Annotated in this window: 16 protein-coding genes; 15 read left to right on the top strand and 1 reads right to left on the bottom strand. The window is 38.2% G+C overall.

The genetic code is table 11. The features are described from left to right. Nucleotides 1-6 precede the first annotated feature (6 nt). The 7 genes from AZF04_RS01995 to spoVM all read left to right on the top strand — a co-directional run bounded on the left by AZF04_RS01995 (nt 7) and on the right by spoVM (nt 7,085). Nucleotides 7-759, top strand: coding sequence for a Stp1/IreP family PP2C-type Ser/Thr phosphatase (locus AZF04_RS01995; protein WP_144203099.1), 753 nt, complete (start codon nt 7-9; stop codon nt 757-759). Between the two features lie 5 nt (nt 760-764). Then, nucleotides 765-2,807, top strand: a complete 2,043-nt coding sequence (gene pknB / locus AZF04_RS01990; RefSeq protein ID WP_061947492.1) for a Stk1 family PASTA domain-containing Ser/Thr kinase — start codon at nt 765-767, stop codon at nt 2,805-2,807. 20 nt (nt 2,808-2,827) lie between these two features. Next, nucleotides 2,828-3,721 (top strand): ribosome small subunit-dependent GTPase A, encoded by an 894-nt coding sequence (gene rsgA / locus AZF04_RS01985; protein WP_061947338.1) that lies wholly within the window; start codon nt 2,828-2,830, stop codon nt 3,719-3,721. Further along, nucleotides 3,718-4,371, top strand: a complete 654-nt coding sequence (gene rpe / locus AZF04_RS01980) for a ribulose-phosphate 3-epimerase (protein ID WP_061947337.1) — start codon at nt 3,718-3,720, stop codon at nt 4,369-4,371. Before rsgA ends, rpe begins: the two co-directional genes overlap by 4 nt. Nucleotides 4,372-4,471: 100 nt before the next feature. Continuing rightward, nucleotides 4,472-5,815: an FAD-dependent oxidoreductase gene (locus AZF04_RS01975; RefSeq protein WP_153017192.1), complete on the top strand. Its 1,344-nt coding sequence runs from the start codon at nt 4,472-4,474 to the stop codon at nt 5,813-5,815. Between the two features lie 95 nt (nt 5,816-5,910). Then, nucleotides 5,911-6,162, top strand: coding sequence for a GNAT family N-acetyltransferase (locus AZF04_RS01970; protein WP_061947336.1), 252 nt, complete (start codon nt 5,911-5,913; stop codon nt 6,160-6,162). Between the two features lie 842 nt (nt 6,163-7,004). Then, nucleotides 7,005-7,085, top strand: coding sequence for a stage V sporulation protein SpoVM (gene spoVM, locus AZF04_RS01965; RefSeq protein ID WP_045486487.1), 81 nt, complete (start codon nt 7,005-7,007; stop codon nt 7,083-7,085). Between the two features lie 37 nt (nt 7,086-7,122). Here the strand turns inward: spoVM and rpmB are convergent, their stop codons facing one another. Then, nucleotides 7,123-7,311: a 50S ribosomal protein L28 gene (rpmB, locus tag AZF04_RS01960; RefSeq protein WP_045486484.1), complete on the bottom strand. Its 189-nt coding sequence runs from the start codon at nt 7,309-7,311 to the stop codon at nt 7,123-7,125. A 219-nt stretch (nt 7,312-7,530) separates the two neighbouring features. On the opposite strand from rpmB, the gene AZF04_RS01955 reads away from it, so the two are divergent. The 8 genes from AZF04_RS01955 to fabD all read left to right on the top strand — a co-directional run bounded on the left by AZF04_RS01955 (nt 7,531) and on the right by fabD (nt 16,071). After that, the gene (locus AZF04_RS01955) at nt 7,531-7,893 is read left to right on the top strand and encodes an Asp23/Gls24 family envelope stress response protein (RefSeq protein WP_045486481.1); all 363 of its coding nucleotides are present in this window, start codon (nt 7,531-7,533) and stop codon (nt 7,891-7,893) included. A gap of 23 nt (nt 7,894-7,916) precedes the next feature. Beyond that, nucleotides 7,917-9,611, top strand: a complete 1,695-nt coding sequence (locus AZF04_RS01950; protein ID WP_061947335.1) for a DAK2 domain-containing protein — start codon at nt 7,917-7,919, stop codon at nt 9,609-9,611. A gap of 212 nt (nt 9,612-9,823) precedes the next feature. Next, complete coding sequence (gene sdaAB / locus AZF04_RS01945) at nt 9,824-10,486, top strand: L-serine ammonia-lyase, iron-sulfur-dependent subunit beta (RefSeq protein WP_061947334.1); 663 nt, start codon at nt 9,824-9,826, stop codon at nt 10,484-10,486. Between the two features lie 21 nt (nt 10,487-10,507). Then, nucleotides 10,508-11,389 carry an L-serine ammonia-lyase, iron-sulfur-dependent, subunit alpha gene (sdaAA, locus tag AZF04_RS01940; RefSeq protein WP_045486474.1) on the top strand — a complete coding sequence of 294 codons (882 nt, stop codon included), beginning with the start codon at nt 10,508-10,510 and terminating at the stop codon, nt 11,387-11,389. Then, the gene (gene recG, locus AZF04_RS01935) at nt 11,389-13,437 is read left to right on the top strand and encodes an ATP-dependent DNA helicase RecG (protein WP_061947333.1); all 2,049 of its coding nucleotides are present in this window, start codon (nt 11,389-11,391) and stop codon (nt 13,435-13,437) included. Before sdaAA ends, recG begins: the two co-directional genes overlap by 1 nt. A gap of 84 nt (nt 13,438-13,521) precedes the next feature. Continuing rightward, nucleotides 13,522-14,088, top strand: a complete 567-nt coding sequence (fapR, locus tag AZF04_RS01930; protein ID WP_061947332.1) for a transcription factor FapR — start codon at nt 13,522-13,524, stop codon at nt 14,086-14,088. A 20-nt stretch (nt 14,089-14,108) separates the two neighbouring features. After that, nucleotides 14,109-15,107 (top strand): phosphate acyltransferase PlsX, encoded by a 999-nt coding sequence (gene plsX / locus AZF04_RS01925; protein ID WP_061947331.1) that lies wholly within the window; start codon nt 14,109-14,111, stop codon nt 15,105-15,107. A gap of 16 nt (nt 15,108-15,123) precedes the next feature. Further along, nucleotides 15,124-16,071, top strand: coding sequence for an ACP S-malonyltransferase (fabD, locus tag AZF04_RS01920; protein ID WP_061947330.1), 948 nt, complete (start codon nt 15,124-15,126; stop codon nt 16,069-16,071).

Genomic DNA, 16,071 nt, shown 5'->3' with positions numbered 1-16,071 from the left:
ATGGAATTGGCCTACACTTTTAAGACCGATACTGGACAGATCCGAACGCATAACGAGGATAATGGTGGAATTTTTGTAAATGAACATGGAACGCTTGCTATTGTTGCTGATGGAATGGGAGGACATTTAGCAGGTGATGTTGCCAGTGAAATGACAAGAGCCTTTTTTGAGGAAGCATGGCGGGAAAATACGGAATTGCTTTCGGTAAAGGAAGCAGAAAATTGGCTGCGTGAAAAGGTTTATTCTGTAAATGAAAAGCTATATCAACATTCTATCACTCATTCAGATTGCCAAGGAATGGGGACGACGATTGTTGCCGCTATTTGCATGAACGACTTTATGACGCTTGGTCACATCGGCGACAGTCGAATTTATGTTCAGAATGAATTTGGCTTCTCTCAAAAAACGGAAGACCATACGCTCGTTCATGAGCTTGTAAGAACAGGGCAAATTACGGAAAAGGAAGCAGAAAATCATCCTCGCAAAAATGTCATTTTACGCGCTCTTGGGACCGAGCGGGAAATATCTATTGATATTCAATCTTTACAAATAGAAGGTGGAGAGCTTCTATTACTATGCTCCGACGGGCTGACGAATAAGTTGGAACAAAAAGAAATGAGAGAGCTGTTAGATGTGAATGAGTCGATTGAAGAAGCAGCAAACTCCTTTATTGAGATCGCTAATGAGCGCGGAGGAGAAGATAATATTACAGTGGCGATCGTGTTATATCCTAAAGTGGAAGAAGAAAGTAGTCGGTGAGTGATATGATTGGACAAAGAATAAACGGTCGTTATGAAGTGAAGGAAATTATTGGCGGAGGCGGTATGGCAAATGTCTATCAAGCGCTCGATGTCATTTTAGACCGCTATGTTGCCGTCAAAGTATTACAGCCACAATTTTCGAGCGATGAACAATTTATCAAGAGATTTAGAAGAGAAGCACAGGCTGCTACGAGCCTGGCTCATGAAAACATTGTTAATATATATGATGTTGGCGAAGAAGGAGATACATATTACATTGTCATGGAGTATGTAAAGGGGCAAACATTAAAGGAGCTCATTCAAAATGTTGGACCTCTTCCAAATGAGCAAGCAGTCGAAATTATGGAGCAAATATTAAGTGCGATATCTCACGCCCATGACAATCACATTGTTCATCGTGACATTAAGCCCCATAATATTTTAATCCGTGAGGATGGAGTGGCAAAGGTTGCAGATTTTGGGATTGCGAGAGCGATGTCAGCAGCTACGATTACTCATACAAACTCGGTGATGGGCTCTGTACATTATTTATCACCAGAACAAGCTCGAGGTGGACATGTTACTTACAAATCTGATATTTATTCGTTAGGAATTGTTCTATATGAAATGGTTACAGGCTTATTGCCTTTTTCAGGTGATACAGCTGTATCGATAGCCATTAAACATTTGCAAAATGATATGCCATCTGCAAAAGCGGTTAATTCAAATGTGCCACAAAGTCTAGAAAACATTATAAAAAAAGCAACGATCAAAGATCCCCTCCGTCGCTATGAATCTAGCCATAGCATGCAGCAGGATTTAGAAACGAGCTTGAATGCTGAAAGATTGAATGAAGCTCCTTACCTATTTCACGAATCAGATGATGAAGTGACAAAAGCGATTCCTATTATTACATCTATTAGTCATGAAGAGGATTTACATAAAACGATAGAAGTAAATCCGAAGACAAATGATACAGGTAAGGATCAGAAGCTAGACAAGTTATACGATTCTAAGGCTGATGATAAAAATCATAAACCGAAAAAGAAAAAGAAGAAAAAATGGCTACTTATTTTGGGGATTATTCTTTTTCTGATTGTAGCAGCAGGAATTACGACATTTGCTCTTATGCCAAACCTATTTAAAGTGGATGAAGTAGAAGTGCCTGATTTGGTTGGGGAATTGTATGAAACAGCTGAAGAAGAGTTAACAGGTAGAAACTTGGTTGTAATCAGACAAGAAACATCCGTAGAAGATGCTGAGAATGAAGAAGTCGTTAGGCAAATTCCACAGCCTGGATCTATGATTAAAGAAAATGCTGAAGTCACTTTATTTGTTAATGTAGGAGAAGAGGAAATAGTCATTGATGATTATGTTGATCGAACCTACGAAAGTGCTCGTAGGATTTTAACTGAGATGGGATTTGAAGTCATACCGGATCCACAGGAATCCACGGACACTCCAGCTGGAATTGTCACTTCTCAAAGTCCAGAGCCTGGAGAAACGGTTTCTGCCGACGATAAAGTGATTACATTAACGTATAGTGTAGATTCGAGAGTGCGTTTAGATCAATTGATTGGTATGTCTAAAGGTGAGGTAGAAGATTATTTTGAAGAAGTAGAGCTTGTTGCTGATTTTAGTGAGGAGCATAGTAATAGTGTCGAGCAAGGGTATGTGATCCGCCATTCACCTGATGCTTATACAACTCTATACCCTGGAGAAACGGTTAGAGTGACCATTTCATTAGGGCCGGAACCGATTATAGAGGAGCCTGTTGAAGATGAGCCTCCTTCACAAGGAGAAGAAGAGGAACTCCAAACCTATCCTTTGAGATTACAATATAATATTCCCGATGACTATGAAGGGGAAGTAGAAATTCGGATTGTTTATCGTGATGTATCGACGAATGGACAAGAGGAAGTTCTAATCGAGGAAAAAATTACGAGTAGTAAGGAATACCGTCTAGAGCTATTAGTTAGTGAGGAACAGCCTGGATCTTTTGAAACGTATGTAAATGGAGAACTAGATGAAAACTTAAGTGGAGCCTATCAATTTGGTTCACAGTAAAAATATGATGGAGGGTTTACATGGCAAAGGGTAAGATTATGAAAGCATTGAGTGGCTTTTATTATGTACAAGATTCTAATGATCATGAAGTATATCAATGTCGAGGACGAGGTAATTTTCGTAAAAGAGGGATTAAACCTCTCGTTGGAGATACTGTTTTATTTGAAGCAGAAAATAAGACAGATGGATATGTTCTTGAAGTGGATGAACGTAAAAATGAGCTTGTACGACCACCCATTGCTAATGTAGACCAAGCGTTGTTAGTGTTTTCAGCATTAGAGCCAGATTTTAGCTCGAATTTATTGAATCGCTTTTTAGTTCAAATTGAATGGAATCAAATAGAGACGATTATTATTATTAGTAAAGTGGATTTACTTACAAATGAGCAGCTGACCGAAATGGAGAAATATCAGAAGCTTTATGAGGATATTGGATATAAAGTTATTCTAACGACAACCAACGAAGCACAATCGGTAGAGAAAATGGTTCCATTTATAAGAGACCGTATTTCGGTTGTAGCTGGACAGTCAGGAGTCGGTAAATCTTCTTTACTAAATGTTTTACAGCCAAGCTTAAAAATTGAAACGAATGAAATATCTAATCATCTTGGTCGAGGAAAGCATACGACTAGGCATGTTGAATTAATATCGATTGAAAAAGGGTTAATTGCAGACACACCGGGGTTTAGTTCTTTAGATTTTACGGGAATGTTACCCGAGCAATTAAGCGAATGTTTTCCTGAAATGCATGCATTAAGTAATGAATGTAAATTTAGAGGTTGCTCTCATACTTCTGAGCCTCAATGTGCTGTAAAAGATGGATTACAAACAGGAAAAGTACATCAAGAAAGATACGAGCATTATTTACAGTTCTTAGAAGAGATAAACAATCAAAAAAGGAGATACGACCGATGATAAAAATTGCTCCTTCGATATTATCAGCAGATTTTTCAAAATTAGGGAATGAAATCAAAGATGTAGAAGAAGGCGGAGCTGACTATATTCATATCGATGTAATGGATGGTCACTTCGTCCCAAATATCACCATTGGTCCTCTTGTTGTGCAAGCAATAAGACCATTAACGAATCTTACTCTTGATGTTCATTTAATGATTGAAAAACCGGATTCATATATACCTGAATTTGCAAAGGCTGGTGCTGATATTATTTCTGTTCATGTAGAGGCTTGTCCCCATTTACATCGAACCATTTCATTAATTAAACAACACAATATAAAGGCAGGAGTTGTAATTAATCCTGCTACACCCGTTCGTTCAATAGAGCCTATTATAGAGGATGTCGATCTCGTTTTGCTCATGACCGTTAATCCAGGATTTGGAGGTCAATCCTTTATTTCCTCTGTTTTATCGAAGATTAAAGCGGTCAAAAAACTAGCAAATGAAAAGAATCTACAGATTGATATTGAAGTGGATGGAGGAGTAAATGCAGAAACGGCTTCTTTATGTGTAGAGGCAGGTGCAAATGTTTTAGTAGCAGGTTCAGCTATCTATAATGAAGTTAACCGTGCAAAAGCGATTTCGAATATACGGAATGGACAGAAGTAGTGATGAAGTCTTCATTTTTTAGAGGAGTGTTTATGCTCCTCTTTTTTTATCATCTGAAATTTCATAAAAAACAGTAAATTATAAGAAATGAGGAGTTTATGTGACTACAGTCATTATTGGAGGAGACGCCGCAGGTATGAGTGCGGCGATGCAAATCCATCGAAAAAAACCTAAGGAAAACATTGTTATTTTAGAAAAAGGTGCTTATTTTTCCTATGCTCAGTGTGGACTTCCTTATGTAATTGAAGGATCGGTTCAAGAGGTATCAGATTTAATTGTTCGTTCATATGATGTTTATCGTACTAAATTTCATTTGGATGTACGACCTCATCATGAGGTGACGGAGATGGATAGTGAAAGACAAATCATTCATGGATTTAATCATCAAACAAAATCCTCCTTTTCGATTCCTTACGAGAAACTTCTGATTGCTACAGGTGCTTCTCCAATAATGCCCAATATTGAAGGTCATACCTATAAAGGTGTCTTTACGTTTAAAACGATACCAGATTTAGAAAAGGTACTGGACTATATGGCTGATAAAGAACATGTCACCATAGTAGGTGGTGGTTACATAGGGCTTGAGCTTGCTGAGGCATTTGTTACTCACCAGAAAAAAGTAAGGATTGTAGAAAGAAATGGTCGATTATCTAAAAAGTGGGGAGAGGAATTTACCAATCAAGTAGAGCAGCAAGCGAGATTAAAAGGAATTGAATTGTCGTTTAACGAAACGGTCCTTTCTTTAAAAGGAAATGAACAACAGGAGATAGTCGCAATTCAAACCGATCAGCATCTCTATCATACAGATATGGTTATTTTTGCTATAGGGATTGAACCTAATACTTCTTTTGTAGATAAAGTGGTGGAGAAGCTAGACAACGGGGCACTAGTCGTTAATGAATTTTTACAAACAAATCTTCCTTCAGTTTACGCTGCTGGTGATTGTGCGACACAATACCATCGAATAAAAGAAGAGAATGATTATATTCCTTTAGGAACTCATGCCAATAAGCAAGGTCGAATTGCTGGTATGAATTTAGCAGGTGAAAAGAAGACATTTAAAGGGGTAATTGGGACTGCCATTTTTAGATTTTTTGACTTAACGGTCGCTAGGACGGGTTTATCATACGTTGAAGCGAAGGAAAAGTTCAAAAAAGCAAACAAAATACAATACAAAGGGATGGATCGAGCGGGCTATTTTAAGCAAAGTCAATCTTTATTAATAGAAATCATTTATGATGAACAATCAAGAAGGCTATTAGGAGCTGAAATAATTGGTAAAGAAGGGGTAGACAAGAGAGTAGACGTCCTAAGTGTAGCTTTATTTAATGAAATGAAGGTTGATGAATTAGAGCACCTAGATCTATCCTATGCGCCCCCATTTAATGGAGTATGGGACCCGATCCAACAAGCGGCAAGGAGAGCCAAGAATCAGTCAAAATGATGTATCATAAAAGGCAAAGCACGGGGAAATATAAATATTGTGACTGTTTTTGGAATCGTTTATTTAAAAAATAAACCAAAAAGTAGGGAAGACTTTTGATTATTGAACAAGAAAATAAACACTTCATTCAAAATGAAACGGGAAAAATCATAGCTGAAATTATATTTCGTCCATCAGGGACTCAGCGTATCCTTATTGAGCATACGTTTGTAGAGGAGTCGATGAGAGGAAGAGGCCTTGCCAAACAGTTGGTTTTGTCGGTAGTAGAGAGAATGAAACTAGAGAAGAAAACGATTATTCCCCAATGTCCTTATGCGAAGTCTGTTATCGCTGAGCAAAATTCATAAAAAGTTCAATCAACTGAGTGAATTTCATAATGGCTCTATAAGTGAATGAAACCGATATAAAATATGTTTGAATGTTTGTTAATAATTAACTTGTTTATTGTAACGGTAGGTAGTAACTCCCAAAGGATGGGCGCTGTTTGAAGATCTACTCTGACGACGCTCTGAGTCGTCAGAGTTAGCTGAAGACAAGCCCTTGGGAAAGCATCTACCTAAAGTGGAAATCAAAAACCAAATCGTTAGTTTTTTTAAAAAGACACATGTTTGCGAATTAACTCGATGATTGTAACGGTAGGTAGTGACTCCCGAAGGATCAGCGCAGTCTGAAGATCTACTCTGGCGAAGCTCTGAGTCGTCAGAGTTAACTGAAGACAAGCCTTGGGAAAGCATCTACCTAAAGTGGAAATCAAAAACCAAATCGTTCCGTGTTTCACTATAAGATAGGAATGATGAGATTCATTCAATTAGAAAACCAATAACACGAATCTTTAATCATTTAAGGACAAATTTTTAAATGAGTAGCATATACTTTAAAAATCTCCTATTTGCCAATACAAGAAGGTTTTAGAATATTTGTCATATTTATTTTTTGAGAGGCATAAGCTTGATTGTAAAGAAAAGTGAATTCCGTAGATAAGTGATGCAAGTCAAATACAACAAACATAGTTTATAAGTGATGAGTATACTAGCGAAATAGGATGAGCGAGGATGAGAAAAGTTCATAGTAGTATATTTAATTAGTTATAAATTAGTTGGAATTTACTTTTGGCACGGAGAAAGATGATGACCTTCATGTCATAGGGGCTGCATATTACTTGGTCATTACAGTTTGAGGAGGAGGATTTATGAAATTCTACACTATCAAGCTACCGAAATTCATAGGTGGATTTGTAAAGGTCATTCTAAGCTCTTTTAAAAAAGGATAGCAAAAAAACACCGATTTCGGTGTTTTTTTGTTTGACATTATACGCGTTCAACTTTACCAGACTTAAGCGCACGAGTTGAAACATATACACGTTTAGGTTTACCGTCAACTAAAATACGAACCTTTTGTACGTTTACACCCCATGAGCGCTTCGTTTTATTTAAAGCGTGAGAACGTTTGTTACCACTTTTCGCCTGTTTTCCTGTAATATAACATTTACGAGCCATGAAAGCACCTCCTTATGACCTTACAAATACTTCCGAGCATACTTGAATATATTAGCATAGCGCTTAAAAGAATGCAATAGGATTCATAAAATATAATCAAGTAAATTAACTTGACAGCTTATGAAAAATGCAAACGCTAAAAGCCTTTTAAAAAATGAAAGAGTATAGTAAAATGTCTGTAACCCAAAAAGTCGTTGGCTAACATAAGGAGGAATGGACGTGTCTATCGAAATGAAAACGCAACTTGGAGTAGTAGATGTCTCAACAGAGGTTGTCGCGACAATTGCAGGTGGAGCGGCTGTTGATTGTTACGGAATAGTAGGAATGGCTTCACAGAAACAAATAAAAGATGGGTTGAGTGAGTTATTAGGAAAAGAAAATTTTCGACGTGGTGTCGTTATTCGTGAAGAAGAGGATCATATTCACATTGACATGTATATTATCGTTAGCTACGGAACGAAAATTTCTGAAGTTGCTCACAACGTTCAAACAAAAGTAAAATATCAATTAGAACAAATGTTAGGTCTTGATGTGGATTCCGTGAATATTTTCGTTCAAGGAGTTCGGGTCACGAATCCGTAGGTGCTGTTAAGGAGGAAATGTCAGTGTCATTAAAACAGATTGAAGGAAAAAAGCTGGCTCAAATGTTTATTGAAGGGGCCAGCCAATTGTCGCGCCATGTAAAAATAGTTGATTCCCTAAACGTTTTTCCAGTTCCAGATGGTGATACAGGTACAAATATGAACTTGTCTATTACATCTGGCGTAAAAGAAGTGAAGCAAAAGCATGAAGAGGATGCTGGAAAAGTAGCAGGTTCATTTGCAAAAGGGCTTTTAATGGGAGCTCGTGGAAATTCTGGGGTTATTTTATCTCAATTGTTCCGAGGCTTTTCAAAATCAGTCGAAGGAAAAAAAGTACTTGTTGCCCAAGATTTTGCGGAAGCTTTAGAACGTGGTGTGGAAACAGCCTATAAGGCAGTTATGAAGCCTGTGGAGGGGACGATCCTTACAGTAGCCAAGGATGCTGCTAAACAAGCCTCTGTTGCAGCAGAGCGAGAGAGTGACCTTATCATTGTAATGGAGGAAGTTGTTAAAGAAGCAAAGGCGTCTTTAAAAAGAACTCCAGACCTGTTACCAGTATTAAAGGAAGTAGGCGTTGTTGATTCTGGAGGACAAGGGCTACTTTATATCTATGAAGGCTTTTTGGCTATTTTACGCGGTCAAGAGGTAAGTGAAGGCGCTCTCAATGAACCTTCTTCTGAAGAAATGGAAACTTTAATTAAAGTTGAGCATCATGCACAAAGCCAAATGTCAACAGAAGATATTGTGTTTGGATATTGTACAGAGGTTATGGTACGTTTTGAAGAGGAAAAATTAAAGGATGCACCTTATAATGAAGAAGCTTTCCGCCAGAGCTTGAGTGAAATTGGGGATTCATTGTTAGTTGTTTCTGATGATGACCTACTTAAAGTGCACATTCATGCAGAGACGCCAGGTGAGGTTTTATCAAGAGCTCAAAAGTTTGGTGAGATGATTCATATAAAAATTGAGAATATGCGTGAGCAGCATACCAGTTTATTAGAAGGTGCGAACCCCGTATATGAAGAGGAATCGATAAAGGGTTCGGATTTACCAAAGGAAAAAAGTGAATTTGGTATTATTTCTGTGACGATGGGAGAAGGAGTTGGAAATCTTTTCAAAGGGCTTGGATCTAACGTAGTCATTGAAGGTGGACAAACCATGAATCCTAGTACAGAGGATATTGTCAAAGCAATTGAAGAAGTACATGCTGAAAATATTATTATACTTCCAAATAATAGTAATATTATTATGGCAGCTGAGCAAGCAGCCGAAGTGGTGTCAGAAAATGTATCAGTTGTTAAATCTAAGACCGTTCCTCAAGGCTTAGCTGCACTACTTGCTTATAATCCGAATCAGGGACTCGAAGAAAACGCTGAGGTAATGAGTTCTGCTATGTCCACTATAAAATCTGGACAAGTAACCTTTGCTGTTAGAGACACTTCTATGGATGGGATTGACATTAAAAAAGATGATTTCATGGGAATCTCTGAGAAAAAAATTGTAAGCGCAGGCCCAGATAAAATAAAGGTTACAACGACATTATTAAAAGAAATGATTGAAGAAGATAGTGAAATTGTGACCATTTTACAAGGGGAAGATGCTACCGATGAGGAAGCGGAAGCCGTTTATGAATTTATAGAAAATGCCTATCCAGAGGTAGAGATTGACATGCATAAAGGGGATCAGCCATTATATTCCTTTATATTCTCGGTTGAATAAATTCACGAAAACCATTATGAATACTTACAAAGAAAGCTACTTTTACTACTGTAGAAGTAGCTTCTTTGTTTTGTAAATCATGATAAACAAAGAATAGCGTAAAATAACATTAGTTAACTTTACAGTAGATTTCATGCTAAGATAAACGTATACAATTATCAAGAAAATGCTACTTTAATATAATGATATCTTTGCAAAAGGAGATTGATCATATGAAATACCGTACAGTCTTTGATATTATTGGTCCAATTATGGTTGGACCATCAAGTTCACATACAGCAGGTGCTGCAAGAATAGGAAGAGTAGCACGTACTTTATTTGGTACAAAGCCAAAAAAAGCTTTCTTTCATTTATATGGTTCTTTTGAAAAAACGTATCGTGGCCACGGAACTGATGTTGCGCTAGTAGCTGGAGTCCTAGATTATGATACAGATGATCCTAGACTTCCTCAATCGATCACGATAGCCGAAAAAGATGGCATGGAGGTTCAATTTATCGAAGAGAAGGCCAAAATGGAACATCCAAATACCGTTAAAATTATTTTAGAAAATGACGAACAGCAGATGGAGCTTGTTGGAATTTCAATCGGTGGTGGAAAAATTGAAATTATCGAATTAAATGGATTTCAATTGAAGCTTTCAGGGAATCACCCAGCGATTTTAGTTGTTCATAATGATCGTTTTGGTGTAATTGCTGCGGTATCCAATATTTTGGCGAAGCATGAAATGAATATTGGGCATATGGAGGTTTCTCGTAAAGAAAAAGGTGAAGAAGCCTTAATGGTTATTGAAGTTGATCAAAATGTTGATTCTCATGTATTAAAAGAGTTAGACCAATTGCCACATATTGAGCATGTAACGAAAATACATGAGTAATAAAGGAGTGAATAACGAGACATGTTTAAAAATGTAGCGGAATTAGTGAAAAAAGCAAATGAAGAAAATAAAAAGATTTCCGAAGTAATGATTGAACAAGAAATGTTTGTAACGGAAAAATCGAGAGAAGAAATTGTAGAGAAAATGCGTCAAAACTTATTGGTTATGGAGGCGGCTGTAGAAAGAGGGATAACCGAAAATGTTCGTTCTGTATCTGGTATGACAGGTGGAGATGCTGTTCTTTTGCAAGATTATATTAAGAAGGGTCAGTACTTATCAAGTGACGTCCTATTAGATGCAGTTAGTAAAGCGGTTGCTACAAATGAGGTGAATGCCGCAATGGGGATGATTTGTGCAACTCCTACTGCAGGATCTGCTGGAGTCGTACCTGGCGTTTTATTTGGAATGAAAAATAAGTTACAACCAACAGAAGAGGAAATGCTAAATTATTTGTTTGTTGCAGGAGCATTTGGATTTGTTGTGGCTAATAACGCTTCTATATCTGGTGCGGCTGGGGGATGTCAAGCAGAGGTGGGCTCAGCAACTGGTATGGCAGCAGCTGCCTTAGTTGAACTTGCCGGTGGGACACCACAGCAATCAGCTGAAGCGATGGCGATAGCTTTAAAAAATATGCTTGGTTTAGTTTGTGACCCTGTAGCAGGCTTAGTAGAGGTACCCTGTGTAAAAAGAAATGCGATGGGGGCTTCGAATGCAATAGTAGCAGCAGATATGGCTTTAGCAGGAATTACGAGCAGAATTCCGACTGACGAAGTAATTGATGCGATGTACCGAATTGGGCAAACGATGCCAGAAGCTCTTAGAGAAACGGGAGAGGGCGGTTTAGCTGCAACGAAAACTGGACGTAAATTAGAGGCGCAAATATTTGCGCGAGAAGGAAAATAATGATGAGTGCTATTCATAATTCTGTAACCGAAATTAATGGAATAGGAGATGAAACAGCCCTCCAATTAGCGTCGCTAAAAATTCGGACGGTAAAAGATTTACTAGAGTATTTTCCATTTCGCTATGAGGATTATCAGCTAAAGGATTTGCATGAGGTCATACATGATGAAAGAATTACCGTAAAAGGTGTCATTAACAGTCAGCCTTCTATTCGTTATTTTGGTAAAAGTAAAAATAGACTAAGCTTTAGAGTTCTTATTAATCAGCTATTAGTGACGGTTACATTCTTTAATCGAGCTTTTTTGAAAAGTAAATTAGTGGTTGGAGAAGAGGTCACGATTACAGGTAAATGGGATCAGCATCGGATGACGATTACGGCATCAGAGGCATGGTTTGGCAAAAGAGTCGAAGAGGAACGAGTTGTTCCTATTTATTCGGTGAGTGGGAAGTTGACCTCTAAGATGCTTAAGCGATATATAGAAAGAGCCTACCAACAGTATGGTGATCAGATAGAGGAAAATCTTCCGGCAACTCTGTTAACAAAATATAAGCTGCCTAGTAAGAAGGATGCGCTGTATGCCCTCCATTTTCCTAAAAATCCAGAGGCACTAAAACATGCAAGAAGAAGAATGGTATATGAAGAGTTTCTCTTATTCCAATTAAAAATGCAGGGCTTTAAACGAGGTCAGCGTGAACAAAGCGGAGGAGTAGCCACTTCTCTTCCATTACATAAGATTGATGAGTTTATAGATAGTCTTCCCTATCCTTTAACAAACGCTCAACAAAGAGTGATTAGAGAAATTATGAATGATATACAGTCTCCCTTTCAAATGAACCGACTTTTACAAGGAGATGTAGGAGCTGGGAAAACGGTCGTAGCGGCCATTTGTATTTTGGGGATGGTGAAGGCTGGTTATCAAACGGCTTTAATGGTCCCGACCGAAATATTAGCTGAACAGCATGTCGAATCTCTTATTCAACTTTTTCAAGAACAGGATATTACAGTAACTCTATTAACAGGCTCCATAAAAGGGAAAAGAAGGAAAGAGCTTTTGAACGATTTAAAAGAGGGTCGAATCGATCTTGTAGTAGGGACTCATGCGCTCATCCAAGAGGAAGTAGAATTTAAAAATTTAGCACTAGTCATAACCGACGAACAGCATCGTTTTGGGGTAGAGCAGAGAAGAGTTCTTCGCTCTAAAGGAGAGCATCCAGATGTTTTGTTTATGACAGCCACTCCAATTCCAAGAACGTTAGCGATTTCCGTTTTTGGTGACATGGATGTATCGATTATAGATGAGCTTCCTGCGGGAAGAAAATCGATTGAAACGTATTGGACTAAGCCTGACACGTTTGAACGTGTGATGAGCTTTATGGAAAAGGAAATTCAACAAGGAAGACAAGCTTACGTGATTTGTCCCCTGATTGAAGAATCTGAAAAGCTAGACTTACAAAATGCGTTAGATGTTCATCAAATACTCGACCAATATTTCCACGGTACATGTCGTGTAGGTCTTATGCACGGACGATTACATGCAAGTGAAAAAGAAGAAGTCATGACTGAGTTTAGTAAAAATTTTGTACAGGTGTTAGTATCAACAACCGTTGTAGAAGTCGGTGTTAATGTTCCAAATGCTACGGTTATGGTCATCTATGATGCAGAGAGATTTGGACTTTCACAGCTCCATCAATTACGAGGTAGGGTTGGCCGAGGTGCTGAGCAATCCTATTGTATTCTCTTAGCTGACCCTAAATCAGAGGTAGGAAAAGAGAGAATGAGAATTATGACAGAGACAAATGATGGCTTTGTGTTATCTGAAAAAGACCTCGAGCTTAGAGGGCCTGGTGATTTTTTTGGAGCCAAACAGAGTGGTCTGCCAGATTTTAAAATAGCAGATGTGGTTCATGATTATAGAGCTCTTGAAGTAGCGAGGCAGGATGCAGCAGAAATGCTTCAAAGTGAAGGGTTTTGGAGTAATAAAGAATTTCATTTTTTGAGACAGTATTTAGAAGCAGAAGGGGTCTTTTCTGGAACAAAACTAGATTAATATTGGATAAAGTATTGAAATGTTTGACTAGCAGCTATATACTACTCTTAGTACCTAGTCATATAAATTTGGATGGTGCATAAGATGAGACGTAAAAAAAAGGAAAGACAAGCACTTTTACAAGAAACTTTAGAAAAAGATCCCTTTATGACGGATGAAGCATTGGCTCACTTTTTCGATGTTAGTATCCAAACGATAAGATTAGACCGAATGGAGCTATCCATTCCTGAATTGAGGGAGCGTATAAAGGATGTAGCGAAACAGCAATTAGATGATGTTAAAGCACTATCGCCCGATGAAGTGATTGGAGAGATTGTCGATCTTCAGCTTGATGAACGTGCGATATCTATTTTAGATATTCAATCTGAGCAAGTGTTCACTCGCTCTGGAATTGCTCGTGGTCATCATTTGTTTGCTCAGGCTAATTCTTTAGCCGTTGCGATTATTAATGATGAAATGGCGTTGACCGCCAAAGCTACGATTCGTTTCTCACGTCAAGTAAAATCAGGTGAACGTGTCATTGCGAAAGCTACAGTAAAAAGAATCGAAGTGGAAAGAACGATTGTTGAAGTACAAAGCTTTGTTGAACAAGAGGTTGTTTTTTCTGGGGAATTTCTTATGTACCGTACAAAGCAAATGAAGAACGGATAACCAGATAGGGGTTTTATATGATGAAAATAGCCTTAGATGTAATGGGTGGCGATCATGCTCCACAAGCACAAGTGGAGGCTGCTCAACAAGCGATTAAAACATTAAAAGAGTTAGAAATGACCTTAATTGGTGATGAAGAAAAGATCAAAAAATATATAACGAATATGACTGGAATTACCATTTTACATACAACTGAAAAAATAGAGGATACCGATCAACCGACTACTGCTGTTCGAAGAAAGAAGGATTCTTCGATGGTATTAGCCGTTCGAGAAGTGAAAGAGGGTCGTGCAGATGCATGTATTTCTTCCGGAAACACAGGTGCCTTAATGACTGCTGGCTTGCTTCATGTAGGGAGAATTCCAGGGATTGAACGTCCTGCTCTAGCGCCAATGCTTCCGACTGTTGATGGAAAAGGCTTTTTACTTTTAGATGTTGGAGCAAATATGGATGCAAAGCCCACTCACTTAAAGCAATATGCATTGATGGGTGAGATTTATATGTCGATGGTTAGAAAGGTTTCCTCACCTAAAATCGGCCTTGTTAATGTCGGGACAGAGGATGGAAAAGGGAACGAGTTAATGAAGGAAAGCTTTGCCCTAATGAATAATGGGACGATTTCCTTTAACGGTAATGTAGAGGCTCGTGATTTATTACATGGAGTTGTCGATGTAGCCGTTTGTGATGGATTCTCTGGTAATCTTGTTTTAAAAAGTATTGAAGGGACCGCTTCTGCGATGTTTTCGATTCTTAAAAAGGAATTTACGAAATCAGCCAAGAATAAAATTGGAGCAGCTATTTTGAAACCTAGCTTTAAGGATATTAAACAAAAGCTCGATTATTCGGAGTATGGTGGAGCTGCATTATTTGGATTAAAAGCACCAGTTATTAAAGCTCATGGCTCATCTGATAGTCATGCGGTTTACCATGCTATTCGCCAAGCCTATGAAATGGTTCAAGAACAAGTGGTTACCATCATAACAAACGAAGTGGCAAAGATAAAAGAAGAGGTAGAATAAAAAAGGAGTTGTTACAATGGGGAAAGTTGCTTTTTTATTTCCGGGACAAGGCTCTCAGGCTGTCGGTATGGGAAATGCACTTCGGGAAGACAATGAGAGTAGTCAACAATTTTTTGAGAGAGCTGACAAACGTTTAGGATATGAGCTAAGCAAAATCATTGAAGAAGGTCCTGAGGAAACATTAAGAAGAACAGAGCATACTCAGCCTGCTTTAGTTACGATGAGTATCGCTGTTCTAGAACTACTAAGAGAAGAAGGAATCAAACCTGATTATGTAGCGGGGCACAGTTTAGGTGAATATAGCGCTCTAGTGGCTGCAGGTGCTCTATCGTTTGAAGATGCTGTATATGCTGTTCGTAATAGAGGTTTATTTATGGAAGAAGCGGTACCTTTCGGAGAAGGTGCAATGGCAGCTGTACTAGGATTGGACAGAACCGAATTACAAGCTATTTGTGAAGAGGTATCTAAAAGCGGTTATGTCGTAGAGTTAGCCAATATAAACTGTCCAGGGCAAATTGTCATTTCAGGAACGGCTGAAGGGGTAGAAATAGCTGGTGGTCAAGCTAAGGAAAAAGGTGCTAAACGTGTCTTGCCTCTACAAGTAAGTGGACCCTTTCATTCTTCTTTAATGAAGCCTGCCTCAAGGAAATTAAAGAATGTGCTTGAAGAAATTGAACTAGTGAATGCAAATGTTCCGGTCATTGCTAATGTAACCGCAACTAGCGTAACAGAAGCAGACCAATTAGAAAATTATCTAATTGAACAAGTTTATTCACCAGTGCTTTGGGAAGATAGTATTTCTTACTTACTGTCTGAGGGAGTCGATACGTTTATTGAGATTGGATCAGGTACTGTGTTAGCGGGACTTGTTAAAAAAATTAACCGTCGTTCAACCGTTTATTCTATTCAAGATCGAGCGAGCTTAAATAAAATGCTTGATAAAATGAAAGAGGAGGAAAACTAA

The sequence above is a fragment of the Alkalihalobacillus trypoxylicola genome (assembly GCF_001590785.1).
Lineage (GTDB): Bacteria > Bacillota > Bacilli > Bacillales > Bacillaceae_D > Alkalihalobacillus > Alkalihalobacillus trypoxylicola.
This window is presented reverse-complemented; position numbering and strand designations above follow the sequence as displayed.

Excerpts from the sequence above, each read along its gene's own strand:
- sdaAB (WP_061947334.1), top strand. The coding sequence starts at position 9,824 with ATGAAATACCGTACAGTCTTTGATATTATTGGTCCAATTATGGTTGGA.
- pknB (WP_061947492.1), top strand. The coding sequence starts at position 765 with ATGATTGGACAAAGAATAAACGGTCGTTATGAAGTGAAGGAAATTATT.
- recG (WP_061947333.1), top strand. The coding sequence starts at position 11,389 with ATGATGAGTGCTATTCATAATTCTGTAACCGAAATTAATGGAATAGGA.
- fapR (WP_061947332.1), top strand. The coding sequence starts at position 13,522 with ATGAGACGTAAAAAAAAGGAAAGACAAGCACTTTTACAAGAAACTTTA.
- sdaAA (WP_045486474.1), top strand. The coding sequence starts at position 10,508 with ATGTTTAAAAATGTAGCGGAATTAGTGAAAAAAGCAAATGAAGAAAAT.
- rpe (WP_061947337.1), top strand. The coding sequence starts at position 3,718 with ATGATAAAAATTGCTCCTTCGATATTATCAGCAGATTTTTCAAAATTA.
- plsX (WP_061947331.1), top strand. The coding sequence starts at position 14,109 with ATGAAAATAGCCTTAGATGTAATGGGTGGCGATCATGCTCCACAAGCA.
- fabD (WP_061947330.1), top strand. The coding sequence starts at position 15,124 with ATGGGGAAAGTTGCTTTTTTATTTCCGGGACAAGGCTCTCAGGCTGTC.
- spoVM (WP_045486487.1), top strand. The coding sequence starts at position 7,005 with ATGAAATTCTACACTATCAAGCTACCGAAATTCATAGGTGGATTTGTA.
- rsgA (WP_061947338.1), top strand. The coding sequence starts at position 2,828 with ATGGCAAAGGGTAAGATTATGAAAGCATTGAGTGGCTTTTATTATGTA.
- rpmB (WP_045486484.1), bottom strand. The coding sequence starts at position 7,311 with ATGGCTCGTAAATGTTATATTACAGGAAAACAGGCGAAAAGTGGTAAC.